Origin of the sequence: Aestuariibaculum sp. M13, assembly GCF_024723255.1 — a bacterium.
Taxonomy (GTDB): domain Bacteria; phylum Bacteroidota; class Bacteroidia; order Flavobacteriales; family Flavobacteriaceae; genus Aestuariibaculum; species Aestuariibaculum lutulentum.
Map to the genome: position 1 here is coordinate 95,951 of NZ_JANIAC010000005.1, position 19,873 is coordinate 115,823.

At 35.6% G+C, this 19,873-nt stretch carries 17 protein-coding genes; 13 read left to right on the plus strand and 4 right to left on the minus strand.

Annotated features, from left to right (window positions below):
• From NO995_RS15830 to NO995_RS15845, 4 genes are all read left to right on the plus strand, one after another.
• Nucleotides 1-1,374 carry an aminotransferase class V-fold PLP-dependent enzyme gene (locus NO995_RS15830; RefSeq protein ID WP_258228346.1) on the plus strand — a complete coding sequence of 458 codons (1,374 nt, stop codon included), beginning with the start codon at nucleotides 1-3 and terminating at the stop codon, nucleotides 1,372-1,374.
• Nucleotides 1,375-1,434: 60 nt separating this feature from the next.
• Nucleotides 1,435-2,970, plus strand: a complete 1,536-nt coding sequence (gene guaA / locus NO995_RS15835; RefSeq protein ID WP_240573338.1) for a glutamine-hydrolyzing GMP synthase — start codon at nucleotides 1,435-1,437, stop codon at nucleotides 2,968-2,970.
• 273 nt (nucleotides 2,971-3,243) lie between these two features.
• Entirely contained in the window at nucleotides 3,244-5,166 is a 1,923-nt protein-coding gene (locus NO995_RS15840; RefSeq protein ID WP_258228347.1) for a LysM peptidoglycan-binding domain-containing protein, read from the plus strand.
• Between the two features lie 17 nt (nucleotides 5,167-5,183).
• A complete protein-coding gene (locus tag NO995_RS15845) occupies nucleotides 5,184-5,414 on the plus strand; it encodes a DUF3820 family protein (RefSeq protein ID WP_188222363.1) in 231 nt (76 codons plus the stop codon).
• On the opposite strand, the gene NO995_RS15850 is transcribed toward NO995_RS15845, so the two are convergent.
• Nucleotides 5,404-5,799, minus strand: coding sequence for a hypothetical protein (locus NO995_RS15850; protein WP_258228348.1), 396 nt, complete (start codon nucleotides 5,797-5,799; stop codon nucleotides 5,404-5,406). The genes NO995_RS15845 and NO995_RS15850 overlap by 11 nt on opposite strands.
• 314 nt (nucleotides 5,800-6,113) lie before the next feature.
• Between NO995_RS15850 and NO995_RS15855 the strand changes: the two genes are divergently transcribed.
• The 3 genes from NO995_RS15855 to NO995_RS15865 all read left to right on the plus strand — a co-directional run bounded on the left by NO995_RS15855 (nucleotide 6,114) and on the right by NO995_RS15865 (nucleotide 10,537).
• A complete protein-coding gene (locus NO995_RS15855; RefSeq protein WP_258228349.1) occupies nucleotides 6,114-7,754 on the plus strand; it encodes a CTP synthase in 1,641 nt (546 codons plus the stop codon).
• A gap of 78 nt (nucleotides 7,755-7,832) precedes the next feature.
• Complete coding sequence (yidC, locus tag NO995_RS15860; protein ID WP_258228350.1) at nucleotides 7,833-9,728, plus strand: membrane protein insertase YidC; 1,896 nt, start codon at nucleotides 7,833-7,835, stop codon at nucleotides 9,726-9,728.
• Nucleotides 9,729-9,865: 137 nt separating this feature from the next.
• Nucleotides 9,866-10,537 carry a toxin-antitoxin system YwqK family antitoxin gene (locus NO995_RS15865; protein WP_258228351.1) on the plus strand — a complete coding sequence of 224 codons (672 nt, stop codon included), beginning with the start codon at nucleotides 9,866-9,868 and terminating at the stop codon, nucleotides 10,535-10,537.
• A 78-nt stretch (nucleotides 10,538-10,615) separates the two neighbouring features.
• On the opposite strand, the gene NO995_RS15870 is transcribed toward NO995_RS15865, so the two are convergent.
• Entirely contained in the window at nucleotides 10,616-11,590 is a 975-nt protein-coding gene (locus NO995_RS15870) for a fasciclin domain-containing protein (protein WP_258228352.1), read from the minus strand.
• Between the two features lie 236 nt (nucleotides 11,591-11,826).
• On the opposite strand from NO995_RS15870, the gene mnmA reads away from it, so the two are divergent.
• The 6 genes from mnmA to NO995_RS15900 all read left to right on the plus strand — a co-directional run bounded on the left by mnmA (nucleotide 11,827) and on the right by NO995_RS15900 (nucleotide 18,163).
• Nucleotides 11,827-13,014, plus strand: coding sequence for a tRNA 2-thiouridine(34) synthase MnmA (mnmA, locus tag NO995_RS15875; protein ID WP_258228353.1), 1,188 nt, complete (start codon nucleotides 11,827-11,829; stop codon nucleotides 13,012-13,014).
• 26 nt (nucleotides 13,015-13,040) lie between these two features.
• Nucleotides 13,041-14,645, plus strand: a complete 1,605-nt coding sequence (locus NO995_RS15880) for a S8 family serine peptidase (RefSeq protein ID WP_258228354.1) — start codon at nucleotides 13,041-13,043, stop codon at nucleotides 14,643-14,645.
• On the plus strand, nucleotides 14,645-15,586 hold the full coding sequence (locus NO995_RS15885; protein ID WP_258228355.1) for a nitronate monooxygenase family protein: 942 nt from the start codon (nucleotides 14,645-14,647) through the stop codon (nucleotides 15,584-15,586). Before NO995_RS15880 ends, NO995_RS15885 begins: the two co-directional genes overlap by 1 nt.
• A gap of 287 nt (nucleotides 15,587-15,873) precedes the next feature.
• Nucleotides 15,874-17,250 carry an MATE family efflux transporter gene (locus NO995_RS15890; RefSeq protein ID WP_258228356.1) on the plus strand — a complete coding sequence of 459 codons (1,377 nt, stop codon included), beginning with the start codon at nucleotides 15,874-15,876 and terminating at the stop codon, nucleotides 17,248-17,250.
• A 9-nt stretch (nucleotides 17,251-17,259) separates the two neighbouring features.
• Nucleotides 17,260-17,487, plus strand: a complete 228-nt coding sequence (locus tag NO995_RS15895) for a hypothetical protein (RefSeq protein ID WP_240573326.1) — start codon at nucleotides 17,260-17,262, stop codon at nucleotides 17,485-17,487.
• A gap of 100 nt (nucleotides 17,488-17,587) precedes the next feature.
• Nucleotides 17,588-18,163, plus strand: a complete 576-nt coding sequence (locus tag NO995_RS15900) for a phosphatase PAP2 family protein (protein ID WP_240573325.1) — start codon at nucleotides 17,588-17,590, stop codon at nucleotides 18,161-18,163.
• Here NO995_RS15900 and meaB read toward each other — a convergent pair.
• Together meaB and NO995_RS15910 are read right to left on the minus strand one after the other, a co-directional pair.
• Nucleotides 18,160-19,242, minus strand: coding sequence for a methylmalonyl Co-A mutase-associated GTPase MeaB (meaB, locus tag NO995_RS15905; RefSeq protein WP_258228357.1), 1,083 nt, complete (start codon nucleotides 19,240-19,242; stop codon nucleotides 18,160-18,162). The two genes, NO995_RS15900 and meaB, sit on opposite strands and share 4 nt — an antisense overlap.
• Before the next feature lie 52 nt (nucleotides 19,243-19,294).
• Complete coding sequence (locus NO995_RS15910; RefSeq protein WP_240573323.1) at nucleotides 19,295-19,852, minus strand: DUF2911 domain-containing protein; 558 nt, start codon at nucleotides 19,850-19,852, stop codon at nucleotides 19,295-19,297.
• Nucleotides 19,853-19,873 lie beyond the last annotated feature (21 nt).

Below are 19,873 nucleotides of genomic sequence, written 5' to 3' on the forward strand. Positions count from 1 at the left end.
ATGCATAAAATTGACATGGGACTTATTGAAATGACACTGGATGTCATGAAATATGTCATTGGACGAGTATCAGAAGTAGAGCATCCTATCGGGAAGCCTAAAAAGTATGAAGAGTTAAAAGCATTGGTAGGAGAAACCATTACCGAAAAAGGTGTTGGTGGAGAATACGCTTTTAACTTATGGAAAGAGCACTTATCTAAGGCGAATGTGCCGGTAGACCACCCGAGAAATCTGGCGTTTGTACCAGCCTCGCCAACCAGAGCAGCTATTATGTTCGATTTAATTACGGCAGCGTCAAGTATTCATGGTGCTTACTGGATGGAAGGTGCAGGAGGTATTTTCTGTGAAAATGAAGCTATGAAATGGATTGTGTCTTTAACAGGCATGCCTGAAGGTGCTTTTGGTGTATTCACCAGTGGAGGTACTTCGGCTAACCTTTCTGCAATTGTTACAGCACGTGAAAACTGGCGCACAAACGATCCGAGTCATAAAGGTCAAAAAGGATTAATCATCACATCTATCGGGGCGCATTCCTCGGTTAAAGCTATGGCTAAAGTTGCAGATTTAGATGTACACTTGGTGGATACCGAAGATCGTTTAGAAGCTTCAGCATTAAGAGCAACGATTGATGGTTTATCTCCAATTGAGCGTGAGCGTTTATTTGCAGTAGTAGGTACCGGAGGAACAACCAATGCTGGTATTGTGGATGATTTAGATGGTATTGCCGATATCTGTGCTGAAGAAAATTTATGGTTCCACGTTGATGCAGCATACGGCGGAGGAGCTTTATTAGCCGATTCTGTGAAGCATTTATTTATAGGAATTAATAAAGCTGATAGTGTCACTATCGATCCGCACAAATGGTTATTCTCTCCTTACGATTGTGGGGCAGTTATTTATAAAGAACCAGAATTAGCAAAACAAGCACACTCTCAGCAAGGATCTTATCTAGATATTTTTAAAGATGAAGGTGCTCACGGATTTAATCCAACCGATTATCAAATACAGTTAACCAGACGTGTTAGAGGGTTGCCTTTATGGTTCTCATTGGCTATGCATGGTACCGATAAATATAAAGAAGCAGTAGAGCGTGGTGTTGAACTGGCGCAAATTGCAGGTAAAATGATTGAAGAAAGTCCGTATTTAGAACTGGTAAGAGAGCCAAGTTTATCATGTGTATTATACCGTAGAAAAGGTTGGGCTCCTCAGGATTATACCAACTGGACATACGACAACCACAAAAAAGGATTCGCTTTAGTAACTCCAACCAAATGGAAAAACGGCGATAATTTTGAAACGGTTTCACGTTTTTGTTTCATTAATCCTGATACCACCGAGCGTGATATCGAGATGATTTTAGAAACGATGGCCTAATAATTTTAAAAAAAAGCAGACACCTAATTGTCATTATAAAATCTATTATTATTTTTGCGCATGCAACACGATAAGGTATTAATTTTAGACTTCGGATCGCAATACACACAGCTTATTGCACGTCGAGTAAGAGAACTCAACATCTATTCCGAGATTCATCCATTCAACAAAATTCCAGAAGATTTAGCATCTTACAAATCGGTTATCCTTTCGGGTAGTCCGAATTCAGTAAGAGGAGAAGATGCTTTACACCCAAACTTAGACGGTATTAGAGGAGTAAAACCAATGTTAGCCGTTTGTTATGGAGCTCAGTATTTAGCACATTTTTCAGGTGGTAATGTAGCACCTTCAGACACCAGAGAATATGGTCGTGCTAATTTATCATTTATTAAAACTGATGAAGAATTCTTCGCTGGAATTAATGAAGGAAGTCAGGTTTGGATGAGCCACAGTGATACTATTAAAGAATTACCAACGAATGGTGTTTTAATAGCTAGTACTAAAGATGTTACTAATGCGGCTTACAGAATTGAAGGCGAAACAACGTATGCTATTCAATTTCACCCAGAGGTATATCACTCTACAGATGGTAAGCAATTATTAGAAAACTTTTTAGTGAATATTGCTGGTGTAAATCAAGATTGGACACCAGATTCATTTATTGATGAAACTGTTGAAGCTATTCAGGAGAAAGTTGGAAATGATAAAGTAGTACTTGGTTTATCTGGTGGAGTAGATTCTACTGTAGCTGCGGTACTTTTAAATAAAGCCATAGGCAAAAACTTATACTGTATTTTCGTAAACAACGGTTTATTACGTAAAAACGAATTCCAAAGCGTATTAAATCAGTACGAAGGTATGGGGCTTAATGTAAAAGGAGTAGATGCTTCAGAGCGTTTCCTTGAAGCATTAGCAGGTCTTGAAGATCCTGAGTTAAAACGTAAAGCTATCGGTAAAACATTTATTGAAGTTTTCGATGATGAAGCTCATAAATTAACCGATGTAAAGTGGTTGGCACAAGGAACCATTTATCCAGACGTAATTGAAAGTGTTTCTGCTACAGGAGGACCTTCAGCTACAATTAAAAGTCACCATAACGTAGGTGGTTTACCAGATTTCATGAAACTTAAAATTGTAGAACCTTTACGTGCTATCTTTAAAGATGAAGTAAGACGTGTAGGAGCAACCCTAGGTATCGACCCTGAATTATTAGGTCGTCACCCATTCCCGGGACCAGGTTTGGGAATCCGTATTTTAGGTGATATCACTGCTGAAAAGGTACGTATATTACAAGAAGTTGATGCGATTTTCATCAATGGATTAAAAGAATGGGGACTTTACGATAAAGTTTGGCAAGCTGGAGCGATGTTATTACCAGTAAACAGTGTAGGTGTTATGGGAGATGAGCGTACGTATGAAAAATGTGTGGCGCTTAGAGCTGTAGAAAGTACCGATGGTATGACTGCCGATTGGGTAAACCTACCATACGAGTTTTTACAAAAAACATCAAACGAGATTATCAATAAAGTTAAAGGTGTTAATAGAGTAGTATACGATATTAGTTCAAAACCACCGGCAACTATCGAGTGGGAATAATTTTCATTTCGAAAAAATAAATAAAATGGTTTGTATTGGGTTACGTTTGTTAATTCAATACAAACCATTAATTTTTTTAGTAGTTTGTCATTTTTACAAACAATATTTTTAGTTTAGCGGTATCTTATTTAATCATACTAAACGTATATAATAAGAGTTTTATATAATATTGTTAATCACGGATTTTTAATTTTGGCATATTATATGTGATTAGACAAAAGAGAAGCGTATCTAAAAAGGTACTTATCCTAAAAAAAAATAAAAATAGATTACATGTTTAAACATCTTTCCGTTTTAGGTTTTGCGGTTTTATTTGGTATAAATACGGCAAACGCACAAAATTTTAGTACACACCAGGTTAAAAAGGGAGAAACAGTAGAGGCGCTTGCTAAGCAGTATTATGTAACGCCGTCACAGATTTATGCGCTTAATCCTGATGCTAAAAAGGAATTAAAACCTAATACGATATTAATTATACCAATTTCTAAAGCCAATAAACCAGAGGTTGAGGAAACTAAAGAGTTGGTAGGGTTTAAACCGCACCGTGTTGGTAAAAAAGAGACTTTGTATAGCTTGGCTAAAGAATATGAAGTATCTGAAGAAGATATAAAAAAGCACAACAAGTTTTTATATGCTGAGCCTTTACGAAAAGGAGATAAACTTCAAATACCGGTATATAAAGTAACACGAAAAACAAAAGAAAGTGATGCTGTAACAACGTATATCGTTCAACCAAAAGAAGGAAAATGGCGAGTAGCATATAAATTTGGCATCACTTTAAAAGAATTTGAAGAGTTGAACCCTAATTTAGGCGATTCGCTTCAGGTAGGTCAGCAGGTTTATGTACCGAATATTGAAAATAAGGACCAGAAATCGGTAGATGAACAATACAGTTATTATAAGGTTTTACCTAAGGAAGGCTTTTACCGATTAAATATAAAGTTAGGATTAGACCAGGAAGCTTTAGAAACTTTAAATCCGGAACTAAAAGAAACCGGACTTAAAGAAGGTATGATTTTAAAAGTACCTTATTCGGCTACGGTAAATGGAGCATCTGCTAACGAGGTAAAACCAGTGGCTTTAAATAATAAAATATCAGATTTTAGTACTAAGCATATTGCAGTAATGTTGCCGTTTCGTTTAAATCGTGTCGATTACGATTCTGTGGCAGATACCAAGCGTAGTATTAAAAAAGATCCGTATTTAAACGCTTCATTGGATTTTCATTCTGGGGTATTGATGGCGGTTGATTCTTTAAAAAAACTTGGAGTTTCTTTAAAAGTTGATGTTTACGATACCAAACATGAAGTAAGTGAGGTGGCAAGAATTATTAATAATAATGATTTTGAATCTGTTGATGCTGTTATCGGACCGTTAACCTCAAATACATTCGAAAAAGCAGCGATAGAATTAAAACAATATAATACACCAATTGTATCGCCAATTGGAACAGATTTAAGATTGTATGATAATGTGTTTCAGTCAAGACCTTCAGATAAATTATTGAAATCGAAAATCATTAATTATGTTAAGTCAGACTCAGCTGATAAAAATATTGTAGTGATTTCTGATACTAAAAATTCGGCGATAGCTAATGAGTTGAAAAGTGAATTTACTTATGCGCGATTAGTGTTTTCGAGAAAAGATAAAGAAGGCAAAGATGCCAATTACATCATGGTTGGTGATGTGCAAAGTGTATTGAAACCAGGAAAAAACTATGTGTTTTTAGAAACGCAAAGTGAAGGTTTAGCATCTAATGCAACCAGTATTTTAGCTTCTCTTAATCAAGCTAAGAATGGAAATTCAGGCATTGAAATTATTTTAGTAACAACGAATTTCAATGAAGCTTTTGAAGGAGACGAGGTGTCTAACGACCAATTATCCAGATTACATTTTCATTATGCAACAACAGCAAAAAGTTATAGTGAAAGCGACAATAATTCTTTTGTAAAAGCGTATGAAAAGAAGTATGGCTTAACACCTAATAAACGTGCTGTAAAAGGTTTCGATTTAACTATGGATGTGGTATTACGATTAGTAACTTCAGAAAATTTATATACTTCGGTAAACCAGTCGCCACTTACAGAATATGTTGAAAACAAGTTTGCTTATAATAAAGAACTTGTTGGCGGATATTACAATAATGCGGTTTATGTGGTTAAGTACGATAATTTAAATATTGTAGTTGTAGAGTAGTCTATAAAACGAGATTTATGCTTACAGATAACAAGTTTTTAATAGACCTGGCACATACCAAAATGCCTTACGGTAAGTATAAAGATCGCTACTTAATAGATTTACCTGAGCATTATATTGTTTGGTATCATCAAAAAGGCTTTCCTAAAGGGAAACTTGGTGATATGCTCACTCAGGTATATGAATTAAAATTAAACGGATTAGAAGAATTAATCCGAAACATTAGAAAGCAGTACCCTAAACCGTAACATTAGAGTACTGCTGACTCCACTTTAACAAAAATTGCTTGAAGCGTTCGCTTCTTGCTTTGTAGGTCAAGGCCCATACAATAGACCATACCGAACATGCTATAAAAACACCTAAACCAAGTTTTAAATCATAAAGCGAAAGAGCAATGCTTATTATAACGCCTATTATTAGGTTAAGTATAAAAGCATGTTTAAGCTCTAGTTTAATAAATCCGGTTAGGCAATTCCAGGCATTTAATTTATTAGTGATATTAACGGTTTCCTGATGTGAAAAGTCTAAAGTAATAGATTGTGATAAGGGTATAGTAACCGTTAATTCATTTGTATTTCGAGTAAAGGTATAACCAAACTTTTTTAAAAAGGTTTCAGTATTTTCAATGGTCATGATTTCTGAATTTTTAGTTGTTCCTATTTGATTATAAGTAGGTTACAAGGTATTTTGTAAAAATAATTCTTTTGAATTAAAGCATTGCTAATAAGTATGTTAAGTTATTGTAATGTTTGAATTTATGAGAAATTGATGGTTTTCAACTTCAAAATTTAAGCATCCTTTAAAGAATTTTAAAATTTTTAATCAGATTTTAGTTTGCTGAAAATTGATTTCCTGATGCTGTTAATAATAAGCTATTAAATAACTAAAAAACTATTCGGTAATAACTATTTAAATTTTGTAAATTTGCCTGCGTTTATAAGCGCATCATGACAAGTACAGCAAAATACATTTTCGTAACCGGAGGAGTTACATCATCATTAGGAAAAGGAATTATAGCAGCATCTCTTGCAAAGCTATTACAGGCCCAAGGATACAGGGTAACCATTCAAAAATTAGATCCATACATTAACGTAGATCCAGGAACCTTAAACCCATACGAACACGGTGAGTGTTATGTTACGGAAGATGGTGCTGAGACTGACTTAGATTTAGGTCACTACGAGCGTTTTTTAAACGTACCTACCAGCCAGGCTAACAACGTTACTACAGGTAGAATTTACCAAAGTGTGATTCAAAAAGAGCGTCGTGGCGAGTTTTTAGGGAAAACAGTTCAGGTTGTTCCTCATATTACAGACGAAATTAAAGAACGTATTCAGATTTTAGGAAAATCTGGAGATTACGATATTATTATTACAGAAATCGGTGGTACTGTTGGTGACATCGAGTCTTTACCATACGTAGAAGCTGTTCGTCAGTTACGTTGGGATTTAGGTGAAGATAATGGTATTGTTATTCATTTAACTTTAGTACCATATTTAGCGGCTGCTGGTGAGTTAAAAACCAAACCTACACAACACAGTGTAAAAACATTGATGGAAAGTGGAGTACAGGCCGATGTTTTAGTATGTAGAACAGAGCATGATTTACCATCAGATATTCGTCGTAAACTGGCATTATTCTGTAATGTTAGAGAAGAAGCTGTAATTCAATCTATTGATGCTTCAACAATTTACGATGTACCTAATTTAATGATGAAAGAAGGCTTAGATAAAGTGGTTCTTAAAAAATTAGGTTTAGCCTCTACAACACCAGATATTTCTAAATGGAATGAGTTCTTAACACGTCTTAAAAATCCAAAAACTGAAATTACTATTGGTTTAATTGGTAAATACGTTGAGTTACAGGATTCTTATAAATCTATTTTAGAAGCTTTTATCCACGCAGGTGCTGCTAACGAAGTAAAAGTCAATGTAGAGTCAGTACACTCAGAATACATTAATAAAGATAACGTAGATATTAAATTAGGTCATTTAGATGGTATCCTTGTAGCACCAGGTTTTGGAGAGCGTGGTATTGAAGGTAAAATTGATGCGGTTCAGTATGTACGTGAAAACAATGTGCCTTACTTTGGTATTTGTTTAGGTATGCAAATGGCTGTTATCGAGTTCTCAAGAAATGTACTTGGTTTAAAAGATGCCGATTCTACTGAAATGAATCCTAACACTACAAACCCGGTTATCGACTTAATGGAAGATCAAAAAACCATTACCGATAAAGGAGGAACGATGCGTTTAGGAGCTTGGGATTGTGATTTAAAATTAGGAAGTATCGTTCGCGATATTTACAAATCTGAACACATTTCAGAGCGTCACCGTCACCGTTATGAGTTCAATGGTAAATACAAACAAGCCATTGAAGACGCAGGTATGAAAGCAACAGGATTAAACCCTGAAACCGGATTGGTAGAAATCGTTGAAATTCCTACACACCCTTGGTTTGTTGGTGTTCAATACCACCCGGAATATAAAAGTACCGTTGCAAATCCACATCCATTGTTCGTAGGATTTGTAAAAGCAGCTTTAAACCATAAAAAGAAGACATCAAGTGCCAGAATGGCACAAAAATAATATTGGTTAGCTTATTGCTATAGAATGTTGGTTGAAAGACCAACATTCTTAATATTAGACTAGATACAATCAGAATTCATGGAAGAAAAAAAATTAGATCTTAATTCGGTAATAGGTTTTATACTTATTTTCGGAATTTTAATGTTCATGCTTTGGAAAAACCAGCCAACGCCTGAAGAACTTGAAGCACAGGAAAAAGCAAAGCAAGAACAGGTAGCAGCTGAGAAGAAAGCTAAAGAAAAGGAAGCTTCATTTGTTGAAGCGGCCGAAGATTTTTCAGCAACATCAGCTTCAGATTCTTTAAAGTTAATCGCATTAAAAAATAAATTAGGTGCTTTTGCTTATTCAGCAGCTAACACTTCTAATGAAGAAACTTTAGTTGAAAGCGATTTATTAGCTTTAAAATTCAGCAACAAAGGCGGATATCTTTCAGAAGTTAGATTAAAGGAGTTTGTAGATTTCAAAGGAAATCCTATCTATTTAATAAAAGATAACAACGCATCTTTTAATATCAATTTCGGAACAACCGATAGCAGAATATTAAACACCAAAGATTTACTTTTTGCTCCGACCATTACTAAAAACGGAGATGTTACAGTAGTTTCTATGAAACTAAAAGTTTCAGAATCTAAGTTTTTAGAATACCGTTATGAGTTAAAAGAAGGTGATTATATGATGAATTTCACTATCCGTTCTCAAGGATTAAGTGAAATTATTAACAGTTCGCAAGACATTAACCTAGACTGGAACTTAAAAACCTACCGTCATGCTAAAAGTATTTCTTATGAGAATCGTTATACAGAGGTGGTTTATGAGTACGAAGAAGGTAAAGACAATTATTTAGGTCAACGTGAATTAAGTGATGATACCGCTGAAGATTTAACATATGTAGCGTTTAAACAACACTTCTTTACTTCTGTTTTATTGTCAGAGGAACCTATTAAAACAGCAAGTCTGGAGTCTCGTAATTTAGTACAAGACGAAGATATTGATACGGTTTACACCAAAGCCTTTACAGCTAAAATGCCTTTACAACTTAAAGGTGGCGAGTTAAGTCAGTCGATGGATTGGTATTACGGACCAACAGATTATAAAATATTAAACAAATACGACAGAAATTTAGATGAAATCGTACCGCTTGGATGGGGTATTTTCGGTTGGATTAACCGTTACTTATTTATTCCGTTCTTCGCATTTTTAAGTGGCTTCTTACCATACGGTATTGCTATTATCGTGATGACGATTTCTATTAAATTATTAATGTCGTTTGTACAATACAAGCAATTCTTGTCTCAGGCAAAAATGAAAATTTTAAAGCCGGAATTAGATGCCATTCGTGAGAAGTACAAAGACAATAAAATGAAAGCGCAACAAGAAACCTTAGCGTTACAAACTAAGGCAGGAGCGAGCCCAATGGCAGGATGTTTACCGGCATTAATTCAGTTACCTGTATTCTATGCGTTATTTCAGTTCTTCCCATCGGCTTTCGATTTACGTCAAAAAAGCTTCCTTTGGGCAGAAGATTTATCGTCTTACGATACTATTGCAGAATTACCATTTAAGATTCCATTCTATGGTGATCACGTAAGTTTATTCCCGTTATTAGCGTCTATAGCCATTTTCTTCTATATGCGTTTAACAACAGGGCAACAAGTGGCAACACAACCACAGCAGGAAGGCATGCCAGATATGGGTAAAATGATGAAATACATGATGTATTTCTCTCCAATCATGATGTTATTCTTCTTTAATAATTATGCATCAGGATTAAGTTTGTATTACTTTATTTCTAACTTAATCAGTATCGGAATTATCTTAGTGATTAAGAATTTTATTCTTGACGAAGATAAAATACATGCAGAGATGCAGGAGAAAAAGAAAAAGCCTAAGAAAGAAAGTCGTTTTCAGCAAAAAATGAAACAAATGATGGAAGAAGCTGAAAAACAAAAGCAAATGCAACAAAAACGCAAATAATTAGTTTCAATTATATTAAAAAGCTGTCATAATTTTATGGCAGCTTTTTTGTTTTATAATAGGTATAAAAACAATACTTTCGTTGTTTTGTAGTTATTTCAATAACCCCAAAATCTATTATAATAAAAATTACAACTATGAAATTATTACACTTTGGTTTAGGTCTTCTCCTGTCGTCTGTCGTTTCTGCGCAAAGCATAAATCAATTAGATGCTAACGGTAAACGCGATGGTATCTGGAAGAAAAATTTTGATGGAACCGATATTTTGCGTTACGAAGGTGAGTTTACCCACGGAAAGGAAACAGGGCTTTTTAAATTTTATAAAAATATTAGAAATAAAGCTGTTTTAACCGCTACCAAACAATTCAACCCACAGAATAATATAGCCGAAGTTATTTTTTATGCCTCTACAGGTAAAGTGATTAGTGAAGGCAAAATGGATGGTAAACTGTACATAGGCGAATGGAAATATTATCAAAAAAATAACGATAAGCTTTTAATTCTGGAGCATTACAATACAAAAGGCGAGTTAGACGGTGAACGTATTGTGTATTATAATAACGGAATTATGGCTGAAAAGCAAATGTATAAAGCTGGTAAACTTGATGGAGAGTCTTTATCGTATTCAGAAAATAATAAATTAATTAATCGGGCTAATTATCTTAATGGTGAAATGCACGGGGCTTATTTGGTTTATTTTTTAGATGGTACACCGGAAGTAGAAGGGCAGTTTAAAAACGGACAAAAATCTGGAGTTTGGAAGTATTATGAAAACGGCGCTTTAAAAGAACAGAAAAATTTCGATTAAAATTAAAAACCTCCTTAGTTAGCTAAGGAGGTTTTTTTAGATAATACTAAGATTATCATCATCTATCAATCAATTTGCTTAGTTTAAAGCGGGTAAAATTACTTTATCAATAACATGAACAACACCGTTTGTAGCTTGAATATCAACTAGACTAGTTACAATATTACTAACACGACCGTTAGCATCGGTTAATGTAAAAGCTGAAGCATCGGCTGTAATATCGCCTCCAAGTGTTGAAACAGCTCCACTAGCCAATTGCGACGATTGTACATTTGCATTTACAATATGGTGCAGTAATACAGCGTCTACTGTACTGGTTGAAATATCAGTTAAAGCGGTTGCATTTAATTCTGTTAATAAGGATACAAAGGCATCGTTGGTAGGCGCAAAAACGGTAAATGGTCCGGCAGTTGCATCTGAAACCGTATCAATGTAAGGAACCGTTGGGTCTCCTGTATCGGCGTAAGCCAAAACATCAACAAGAGTCGATAATGCCGTATTAGAAGTTGCAAACGTAGCTATGGTTGGTAAATCAATAACAGCATCTACAACGTGTATAATTCCATTAGATGCTTCAATATCTGGAATAGTAACCGATGAGCTTCCGTTAAACATCACTCCTGAAGTTCCGTTGTAATATAGACTCAATTTTGTACTGTTTGGACCGTCGGCCAAAGTATTGGTGTAGCCCATATTTCCAATTAGGTCAGATGACATAATATTAGAACCGCCAATAACGTGATTTAGTAAAATTTGTGTCAGAGCGGCTGTAGGTACTGTATCTAAAGAAGCAAAGCCTTTGGCTGATAAAAACGCAGAGAATGCGGTGTTGGTAGGAGCCAGAACTGTTTTGTCGCCAGCTGCAGAGAGTGCATCTACTAAATCGGCTTTTACAACAGCTTCTACCAGAAGACTTAATTCTGGAGAGGCTTGAGCAATTTCAACAATGTTTAATGGCTCTTGTATTTTGTCATCATCGTCATCACTACACGATGAAAAGACAACCACAGTCATTAATAACATAAGTACTTTTAAGAATTTTAAATTTTTCATTTTCGTCAGGATTTTAATTTGTTTAACAAATATAATAAAAGATTAAACAAAAAATATTAATCTAGTTTAACTTTTTTTTAAAAATATTAAACAAAATTATATTTTCTATTCAGACTTATGTCTTTTTATGTGTCCGTAAAATTGATAATAATACGTATCTTTGTGCCCTCATTTCTAGAAAATGAAATCGTACTATACGTACTAAGTGTAATTTATAAAAAGAAATTTTAGGATTGATGAAACGAGTTATCATAGGACTTTCAGGTGGTGTGGATTCAAGTGTTGCTGCGTATTTGTTACAGGAACAGGGCTATGAAGTTATTGGCTTGTTTATGAAGAACTGGCACGACGATTCTGTAACGATTTCAAATGAATGTCCTTGGTTAGACGATAGTAACGACGCCATGTTGGTGGCAGAGAAATTAGGTATTCCTTTTCAAACGGTCGATTTAAGCGAGCAGTACAAAGAACGTATTGTCGATTATATGTTTCAGGAGTATGAAAAAGGCCGTACGCCAAATCCGGATGTCTTGTGTAACCGTGAAATTAAATTCGATGTCTTTATGGATATCGCTTTGGGGCTTGGTGCAGATTATGTGGCAACAGGACATTATTGTAGAAAGGGAACTATTGAAAAGGACGGGAAGGAAGTTTATCAGCTTCTAGCTGGGGTAGACAATAATAAAGATCAGTCGTATTTCTTATGTCAGTTATCTCAGGAGCAATTGGCTAAGTCGCTATTTCCGATTGGAGAATTAACTAAACCTCAGGTAAGAGAAATTGCTACAAAATTAAATTTGGTAACCGCCGAAAAGAAAGATTCTCAAGGATTATGTTTTATAGGTAAGGTGAAGCTGCCAGATTTTCTTCAGCAACAATTAAAACCTAAAGAAGGAATTATTGTTGAAGTGCCAAAAGAGCAAACTATTTTTAATGGAGAAGCACCAGAGTTCCAATCGGAGGAAGAAAAGCTTGAATACTTGTCTCGTAAAATAGATTATAAAATAGACTACGGAAAAGTAGTTGGAAAGCATCAAGGGGCTCATTATTTCACTAAAGGTCAGCGTAAAGGTTTAGGCGTTGGTGGTACAGTAGAACCTTTGTTTGTGATAGATACCGATGTACAAGAGAATGTAATCTATACTGGTCAGGGAAAGGAACATCCAGGATTACTTAAAAAAGCCTTATTTATTACAAATGAAGAACTTCACTGGATTCGAACAGATTTAGCTTTAGAAACCGATGAAACCATGGAAGTCATGGCACGAATTCGTTACAGACAGCCTCTCCAAAAAGCTATTTTGCATAAAGTAAATAGTGGCTTGTATGTCGAGTTTGAAGAGTTTCAGTCGGCAATAACAGAAGGTCAATTTGCTGCTTGGTATTTAAATGATGAGTTAGTAGGTTCTGGGGTAATTTCGTAAATTGCAGTAACTAAATTACTGCTACAATGAAAAACTACCTACTATTCTTCTTGCTGTTCGTCTATTCATTTCCTTTATTAGCACAGCAGGATGCATGGGTTTACTTGACTGATAAAGCTAATGTTCAGGCTAGTTTAGACAATCCAATTTCTATTCTTACTCAAAAAGCAATCGATAGAAAAAACAAACATGGAGTAGCTATTGATGAACGCGACGTGCCGGTAAATGAAACCTATATTAGCAATCTTAAAACAGCCACAGGAATTACGGTCATGGCCAAATCTAAGTGGTTTAATGCTGTTCATGTTCGTGGAACTCAAACCGATATTTCGAATTTAAAATCTAATTATGCTTTTGTTGATTATATCGATTTTGCCGATAAAAGTTTAAATGCTTCCAAACAGGCAAAACAAAAAACGGCGAGTAAGTTAGAGTCGGTTAATACCACTTTTGTTTATGGAAATTCTGCCAACCAGGTCAATATGATTAATACCGACGATTTGCATTTGGCAGATTATACCGGAACAGGAATGACCATAGCCGTTATGGATGCCGGATTTCCAGGTGTAAATTCGATTGGCGGTTTTCAGCGATTAAGAAATGCGAATGGTATTTTGGGAACTTACGATTTTGTAAATCGTAGTGATGATGTGTATAATTCTACAGAAAACCATGGTACATTAGTATTAAGTACTATGGCTGGCTTCATAGAAAATAGCTATGTAGGTACGGCGCCCGATGCGTCTTATTATTTGTTTATTACTGAAGATGGACCTAATGAAAATCCTGTTGAAGAAAGTTACTGGGTTGAAGCTGCAGAGCGCGCCGATAGTTTGGGGGTCGATGTCATTAACACCTCATTAGGTTATGGCGCCTTTTATGATAATGCAAATTACAATTATGCCACAACAGATTACGACGGACAAACAATCTACATTACTAAAGGTGCTAATATTGCTTTTGAAAAGGGAATGCTGTTAGTGAATTCGGCAGGAAATGAAGGTTTTGCAGGATTGAATGCACCAGCTGATGCCGCGGGTGTTTTTACAGTAGGGGCGGTAAATAGCGCTGGAACTTATGCTACGTTTAGTTCGGTTGGGAGTTCTATACAACCGACTCAAAAACCCGATGTTGTAGCCCAAGGGCAGGGTAGTGCTGTCATTACAGAAAATAATGTTCTGGCAAGTGCAAATGGTACCTCCTTTAGTTCGCCCATTTTAGCAGGTGGTTTAACGTGTTTATGGCAGGCGTTACCCGATAAAACCAATACCGAAATTATGCAGTTGGTTCGCGAATCGGGGTCGAAGTATAACTCTCCAGATTATCAATACGGTTATGGAATTCCGGATTTGTATGCCACGTTGAATAAAGTCTTATCGGTTCGTAAAGAAGATATTAATCCTATAAAGGTTTTTCCTAACCCAGTGAGAAATATGCTTTATCTTCAGTTGCCCACTATGAATTATGATTTTGCCGTGTCGTTTTATGATGTATTAGGTAAGCTGGTATTAGAAATAACGGCATCTTCAAATAAAAATCAAATCGATGTCTCTCCATTGTCAAAAGGACTTTATGTTATGAAAGTAAAAGGAGTAGAAAAAAGCATCACACTTAAAATAATCAAACAATAATGTCGAATAGAATTACTGAATTATTTCAGATTAAGTATCCCATTATTCAGGCGGGGATGGTGTGGAATAGTGGCTGGCGATTGGCTTCATCAGCCAGTAACTCAGGTATTTTAGGTTTAATCGGGGCAGGCTCCATGTATCCGGATGTTTTGCGTGAGCATATCCAAAAATGCAAGCAAGCCACAGATAAACCATTCGGAGTGAATGTTCCTATGTTGTATCCAAACATAGAAGAGCTCATGAACATTATTGTAGAAGAAGGTGTGAAAATTGTTTTCACTTCAGCAGGGAATCCAAAAACATGGACATCCTGGTTACAGGAACGAGGCATTACTGTTGTGCATGTGGTAAGTAGCGTGAAGTTCGCTTTAAAAGCGCAAGACGCTGGAGTGGATGCTATTGTAGCAGAGGGTTTTGAAGCTGGAGGCCATAATGGTAGAGATGAAACTACAACACTTACGTTGATTCCTATGGTAAAAGAACACATTACGATTCCATTGATTGCAGCAGGTGGTATTGCCACAGGAAAAGCCATGTTAGCAACTATGATTTTGGGAGCAGATGGCGTTCAGGTAGGAAGTCGTTTTGTAGCCAGCGAAGAAAGCTCTGCACATCAGGCATTCAAGCAATTGGTAGTTGATGCTAAAGAAGGCGATACCCAGCTAACTTTGAAAGAACTCGCGCCTGTACGATTAATAAAGAACAAGTTTTTTAATGATATTCAAGCTCTATATAAACAATCTCCATCGGTTGAGGACTTAAAAAACTTATTGGGTCGTGCCAGAGCAAAACGGGGTATGTTTGAAGGAGATTTAGAGGAAGGCGAACTGGAAATTGGTCAAATCGCAGGACTCATTCATGATATAAAACCTGTCGCTACTATTGTAAACGATATCGTTTCAGAATTTGAAGAAGCAAAGAGAAATGTAAATAATCTTTAAGGGTTGTGTTAAATAATAAAAAAGGGAAACGAAAGTTTCCCTTTAATATATTGAAACGTGAAGTATTAAATTTTTTAAATCCCAATAAAAATAAAAGCTAAATGTTTCAATATGCTGTAAATTCTTAAGTGAGAGGTTCCTGTTAAGGAAGGTGCTAATTTACGAAATAACAGAGGTTTAATGGAAATAAAATCACTGTAAGTTATTAACAAATGTTAAGAAATGACCTTTGTGAAAATCATATTTAAAAGTTAGTCCATCCTAATCTTAAAGAGTATTTTTGCAGCATGCAATTAAATGACTACACTAAAGAGTTTAAATATAACTGGACGTTGGCTGCGCCTGTAATGTTGGGTATGCTAGGGCATACGTTTGTAAGTTTTATCGATAACGTTATGGTTGGGCAGTTAGGAACGGCGGAGCTTGCTGCTGTTTCTTTGGGTAATAGTTTTATGTTCATAGCCATGTCTTTGGGTATTGGTTTTTCAACGGCTATAACACCTTTAATAGCCGAAGCCGATGCAGCTAAAAATTTTGACGAAGGAAAATCGTTTTTTAAGCACGGTTTGTTTTTATGTACGGTTATTGGGGTATTATTGTTTTTGTTTCTCCTTTTAGCTAAGCCACTAATGTATCTTATGAAACAACCAGTCGAGGTTGTAGAATTAGCTATTCCGTATTTAGATTTGGTGGCGTTTTCACTTATTCCTTTAATTATATTTCAAGGATTTAAACAATTCAGCGATGGTTTGTCGATGACGCGTTACCCAATGTACGCGACCATTTTAGCCAATTTGGTGAATGTGCTTCTGAATTATCTATTGATTTTTGGAAAATTTGGTTTCCCTGAATTAGGCATTGTAGGAGCAGCCTATGGAACCTTAATTTCCAGATTCGTCATGGTGGCTTACATCTATGTGTTGTTAAAGCGAAATAACAAATCTAAAGGTTACGTTACCCAGATTAAATTATTTGTTTTACATAAGCTAGAACTGAAAAAACTATTAAACCTTGGTGCACCCAGTGCCATGCAAATGTTTTTTGAAGTGGCCATATTTACGGCAGCCATCTGGTTGAGTGGTTTATTAGGAAAAAATCCGCAGGCCGCCAATCAGGTGGCTTTAAACCTGTCGTCTATGACCTTTATGGTGGCGACGGGATTAAGTGTGGCGGCCATGATTAGGGTAGGAAACCAAAAGGGATTAAAACAGTATATCGATTTACGTCGTATCGCTTTTTCAATTTTCTTACTAGGAAGTATTTTAGCTCTGTGTTTTGGGTTGATGTTTTTTGCTTTGCATAACCATTTACCAAAATTATACGTTGATTTTGATGATGTAAAAAATCTTGCCGATAATACCGAAGTGGTTTCCATAGCTTCAAAATTATTAATTGCAGCTGCGATATTTCAAATTAGCGATAGTGTTCAGGTTATTTTCCTGGGTGCATTACGTGGCTTGCAGGATGTTAAAATACCAACTATTATTACTTTTATTTCGTATTGGTTAGTCGGTTTTCCAATTAGCTGGTATTTAGGTAAAGAAGACGCTTATGGTAGCTTTGGAATCTGGCTGGGCTTACTTGCCGGATTAACAACTGCAGCTATTTTATTATATATTCGATTCAATTATTTAACGAAAAGATTAATTTTGTCTAATAACTAAAAACACACCATGTCACTACCAAAATTTATACTTGGCGATAATACAGAATATCCAAATGCTATTTTTGTAATTCATACCGAATTTCCTAGATTTATTATTAATCTTGAGAATGACGAAGTAGAGTGGTTCGAGGAATTTGATGAAGAAGATCAAAAAGAATTAGAAGTTGAAACAGAGAACGCTATTAAACTGGCAACCGAGTTTTACGATAATGAAATTGCTAAATACGAAGAATAATTGCGTTAAGGATAGTAGCGATATCCTTTACTTTTTTAAGTAAAGATTAAGCGAATAGCCTGACGAATGTGAAGCATTGGTAACGCCCAAATACACTTTAATGATCGACAAACTTATACAATTAGATACTGAGCTATTTTTATATTTAAACAATTTAGGAACACCGGCCTGGGATGGATTATGGCTGGCGATTACGGCAAAACTAACCTTTGTGCCGTTGTATGCTATTTTATTGTATTTGTTGTATAAAAAGTTTGGTTTACGCTCGTTATTAATCTTTGTTGTGGTTATTGCTTTAATGATTACGTTTACCGATCAGGTAACGAACTTATTTAAGCGTACGTTTGAAAGGCCTAGACCTTGTCGCGCTGATGGTGTTATGGATCAAATGCGATTTATAGCCGAGCGATGCGGAAAGTATGGGTTCTTCTCGGGGCATGCTTCAAATTCTATGGCTGCTGCTATTTTTGCAGGGTTGATGCTTAGAACGTATTACAAAAATTTAATTTTTATTCTTTTATTCTGGAGTGCTATTGTGGCTTATAGTAGAATTTACGTGGGCGTACATTATCCGTTAGATCTTATTTGCGGATTAACCTTTGGAGCCATTTCAGGATTTATGTTTTATAAATTATCACTTTATTTACTGAAGCGTTTTGGTAAGACTGAAAACTAATTTTTAGTCTTAATATTCAAGATATATTCAGCAGCGGCAAACGGCGTTGTTTTATTTTGCTCTATAAGCTTTAATTGGTTGTTTAATTCTGTTTTTACGGTTTCGTTATTAAAAAACGTATGGGTTAAAGCATTTTTTATGGTCTCTAAAAGCCAGAATGTATTTTGCTCGTTTCGTTTTGTGGTGAAGTAATTATTTTTGGTGGTAATTTCTACGTATTCCTGAATAATATCCCAGACATAGATGATGCCTTTATTTTCAATAGAGCTACAACTACTAACTTTAGGCGTCCACCCCGAAGGTTTGTCGTTGTACAAATGAAGCGTTTTACGAAGGTCAGATTCGGTGGTTTTTGCTAAATTCCGATTACTTCCATCAGCTTTATTAATCACGATGGCATCAGCCATTTCAATAATGCCACGCTTTATGCCTTGCAATTCATCGCCGGCACCTGTAAGTTGTAACAATAGAAAGAAATCGACCATGCTATGTACGGCTGTCTCACTTTGTCCCACACCCACGGTTTCAATTAAAATAACATCAAATCCGGCAGCTTCACATAAAATAATGCTTTCTCTTGTTGTTCTGGCCACACCACCCAAAGTGTCACTGGCAGCCGATGGTCGTATAAAGGCATTTTTATCTTTTACCAAAACTTCCATGCGAGTTTTATCGCCTAAAATGCTTCCTTTTGATATGCTGCTGCTTGGGTCTATAGCCAGAACGGCAACACGTTTGCCAATAGAGGTTAGAAATGAGCCAAAGGCTTCAATAAATGTACTTTTACCAACGCCAGGAACTCCTGTAATACCAATTCTTATAGAATTATTAGCGTGAGGCAAACAGGCTTTTAAAAGTTTATTAGCTTTTTGAGAATGTTCAGGATTGATGCTCTCAATAAGGGTGATACCACGGCTTAAAGCTGCAGTATCTTTATTTAAAATACCGGTAACTAAATGTTCAATATTGGGAATGACTTTTCGGTTACTTTTAATTTTGGCAACAGAAGAAGCATTGGTGATTTCAGAATTTGAAATCCCTTGACTTTCCTGTAACGCAGATGTTTTATGTTTTACCAAAATTGAAATAATTAAGGTATAAGTTACAAAAAGGTAACTAATTTCAGGTAGATTATTCTTTTAAAGGCACCTGAATTTTTACATCATCCCAGGCCATAGTTAAAAAAAGATTATCAGTAGAATTATCGAAGGCAATGGTGAATTGTTCTACTACTGAATCAATATTTTTTACAGGCACATCGATATTCACTACATCGTAATTAGGGTCCCACATGGGTTTCATTTCAGAATTGACACCCCAGGAATATTGTTTTGAGTTGAAGATAACAGTCCAAATCGTGTCCTTTGGTACAGTCCATAAAGTGTATTTGCCCGCGGGTAATGAAAAACCATCAACATGTAGTGCTGTGTTGGTTTCAAAGGTGGTTGCTTCGTTCGCACCTGTACGCCAAACCTGATTGTAAGGCACTAAGGCACCAAAAATTTCACGCCCTTTTTTATAGGGTCTGTTGTAAAACACTTCTAATTTTAAATCGTTAAGTTTAAATTCTACAGTATCTTTAGGACTCAGTCTTTTAGCGAAAATATTTTCAACAAATACGGTATACAGAAGTAAACCCAGGGCTATAACAGAAAAGAGAATTAGGACGCGCTTTAAAAAGGTGTTCATGAAATATATAGTATTTGAAAA

What these genes read in the sequence shown, in the direction of transcription:
- NO995_RS15830 (WP_258228346.1), top strand. Translation starts at nt 1, where the DNA reads ATGCATAAAATTGACATGGGACTTATTGAAATGACACTGGATGTCATG.
- guaA (WP_240573338.1), top strand. Translation starts at nt 1,435, where the DNA reads ATGCAACACGATAAGGTATTAATTTTAGACTTCGGATCGCAATACACA.
- NO995_RS15840 (WP_258228347.1), top strand. Translation starts at nt 3,244, where the DNA reads ATGTTTAAACATCTTTCCGTTTTAGGTTTTGCGGTTTTATTTGGTATA.
- NO995_RS15845 (WP_188222363.1), top strand. Translation starts at nt 5,184, where the DNA reads ATGCTTACAGATAACAAGTTTTTAATAGACCTGGCACATACCAAAATG.
- NO995_RS15850 (WP_258228348.1), bottom strand. Translation starts at nt 5,799, where the DNA reads ATGACCATTGAAAATACTGAAACCTTTTTAAAAAAGTTTGGTTATACC.
- NO995_RS15855 (WP_258228349.1), top strand. Translation starts at nt 6,114, where the DNA reads ATGACAAGTACAGCAAAATACATTTTCGTAACCGGAGGAGTTACATCA.
- yidC (WP_258228350.1), top strand. Translation starts at nt 7,833, where the DNA reads ATGGAAGAAAAAAAATTAGATCTTAATTCGGTAATAGGTTTTATACTT.
- NO995_RS15865 (WP_258228351.1), top strand. Translation starts at nt 9,866, where the DNA reads ATGAAATTATTACACTTTGGTTTAGGTCTTCTCCTGTCGTCTGTCGTT.
- NO995_RS15870 (WP_258228352.1), bottom strand. Translation starts at nt 11,590, where the DNA reads ATGAAAAATTTAAAATTCTTAAAAGTACTTATGTTATTAATGACTGTG.
- mnmA (WP_258228353.1), top strand. Translation starts at nt 11,827, where the DNA reads ATGAAACGAGTTATCATAGGACTTTCAGGTGGTGTGGATTCAAGTGTT.
- NO995_RS15880 (WP_258228354.1), top strand. Translation starts at nt 13,041, where the DNA reads ATGAAAAACTACCTACTATTCTTCTTGCTGTTCGTCTATTCATTTCCT.
- NO995_RS15885 (WP_258228355.1), top strand. Translation starts at nt 14,645, where the DNA reads ATGTCGAATAGAATTACTGAATTATTTCAGATTAAGTATCCCATTATT.
- NO995_RS15890 (WP_258228356.1), top strand. Translation starts at nt 15,874, where the DNA reads ATGCAATTAAATGACTACACTAAAGAGTTTAAATATAACTGGACGTTG.
- NO995_RS15895 (WP_240573326.1), top strand. Translation starts at nt 17,260, where the DNA reads ATGTCACTACCAAAATTTATACTTGGCGATAATACAGAATATCCAAAT.
- NO995_RS15900 (WP_240573325.1), top strand. Translation starts at nt 17,588, where the DNA reads ATGATCGACAAACTTATACAATTAGATACTGAGCTATTTTTATATTTA.
- NO995_RS15910 (WP_240573323.1), bottom strand. Translation starts at nt 19,852, where the DNA reads ATGAACACCTTTTTAAAGCGCGTCCTAATTCTCTTTTCTGTTATAGCC.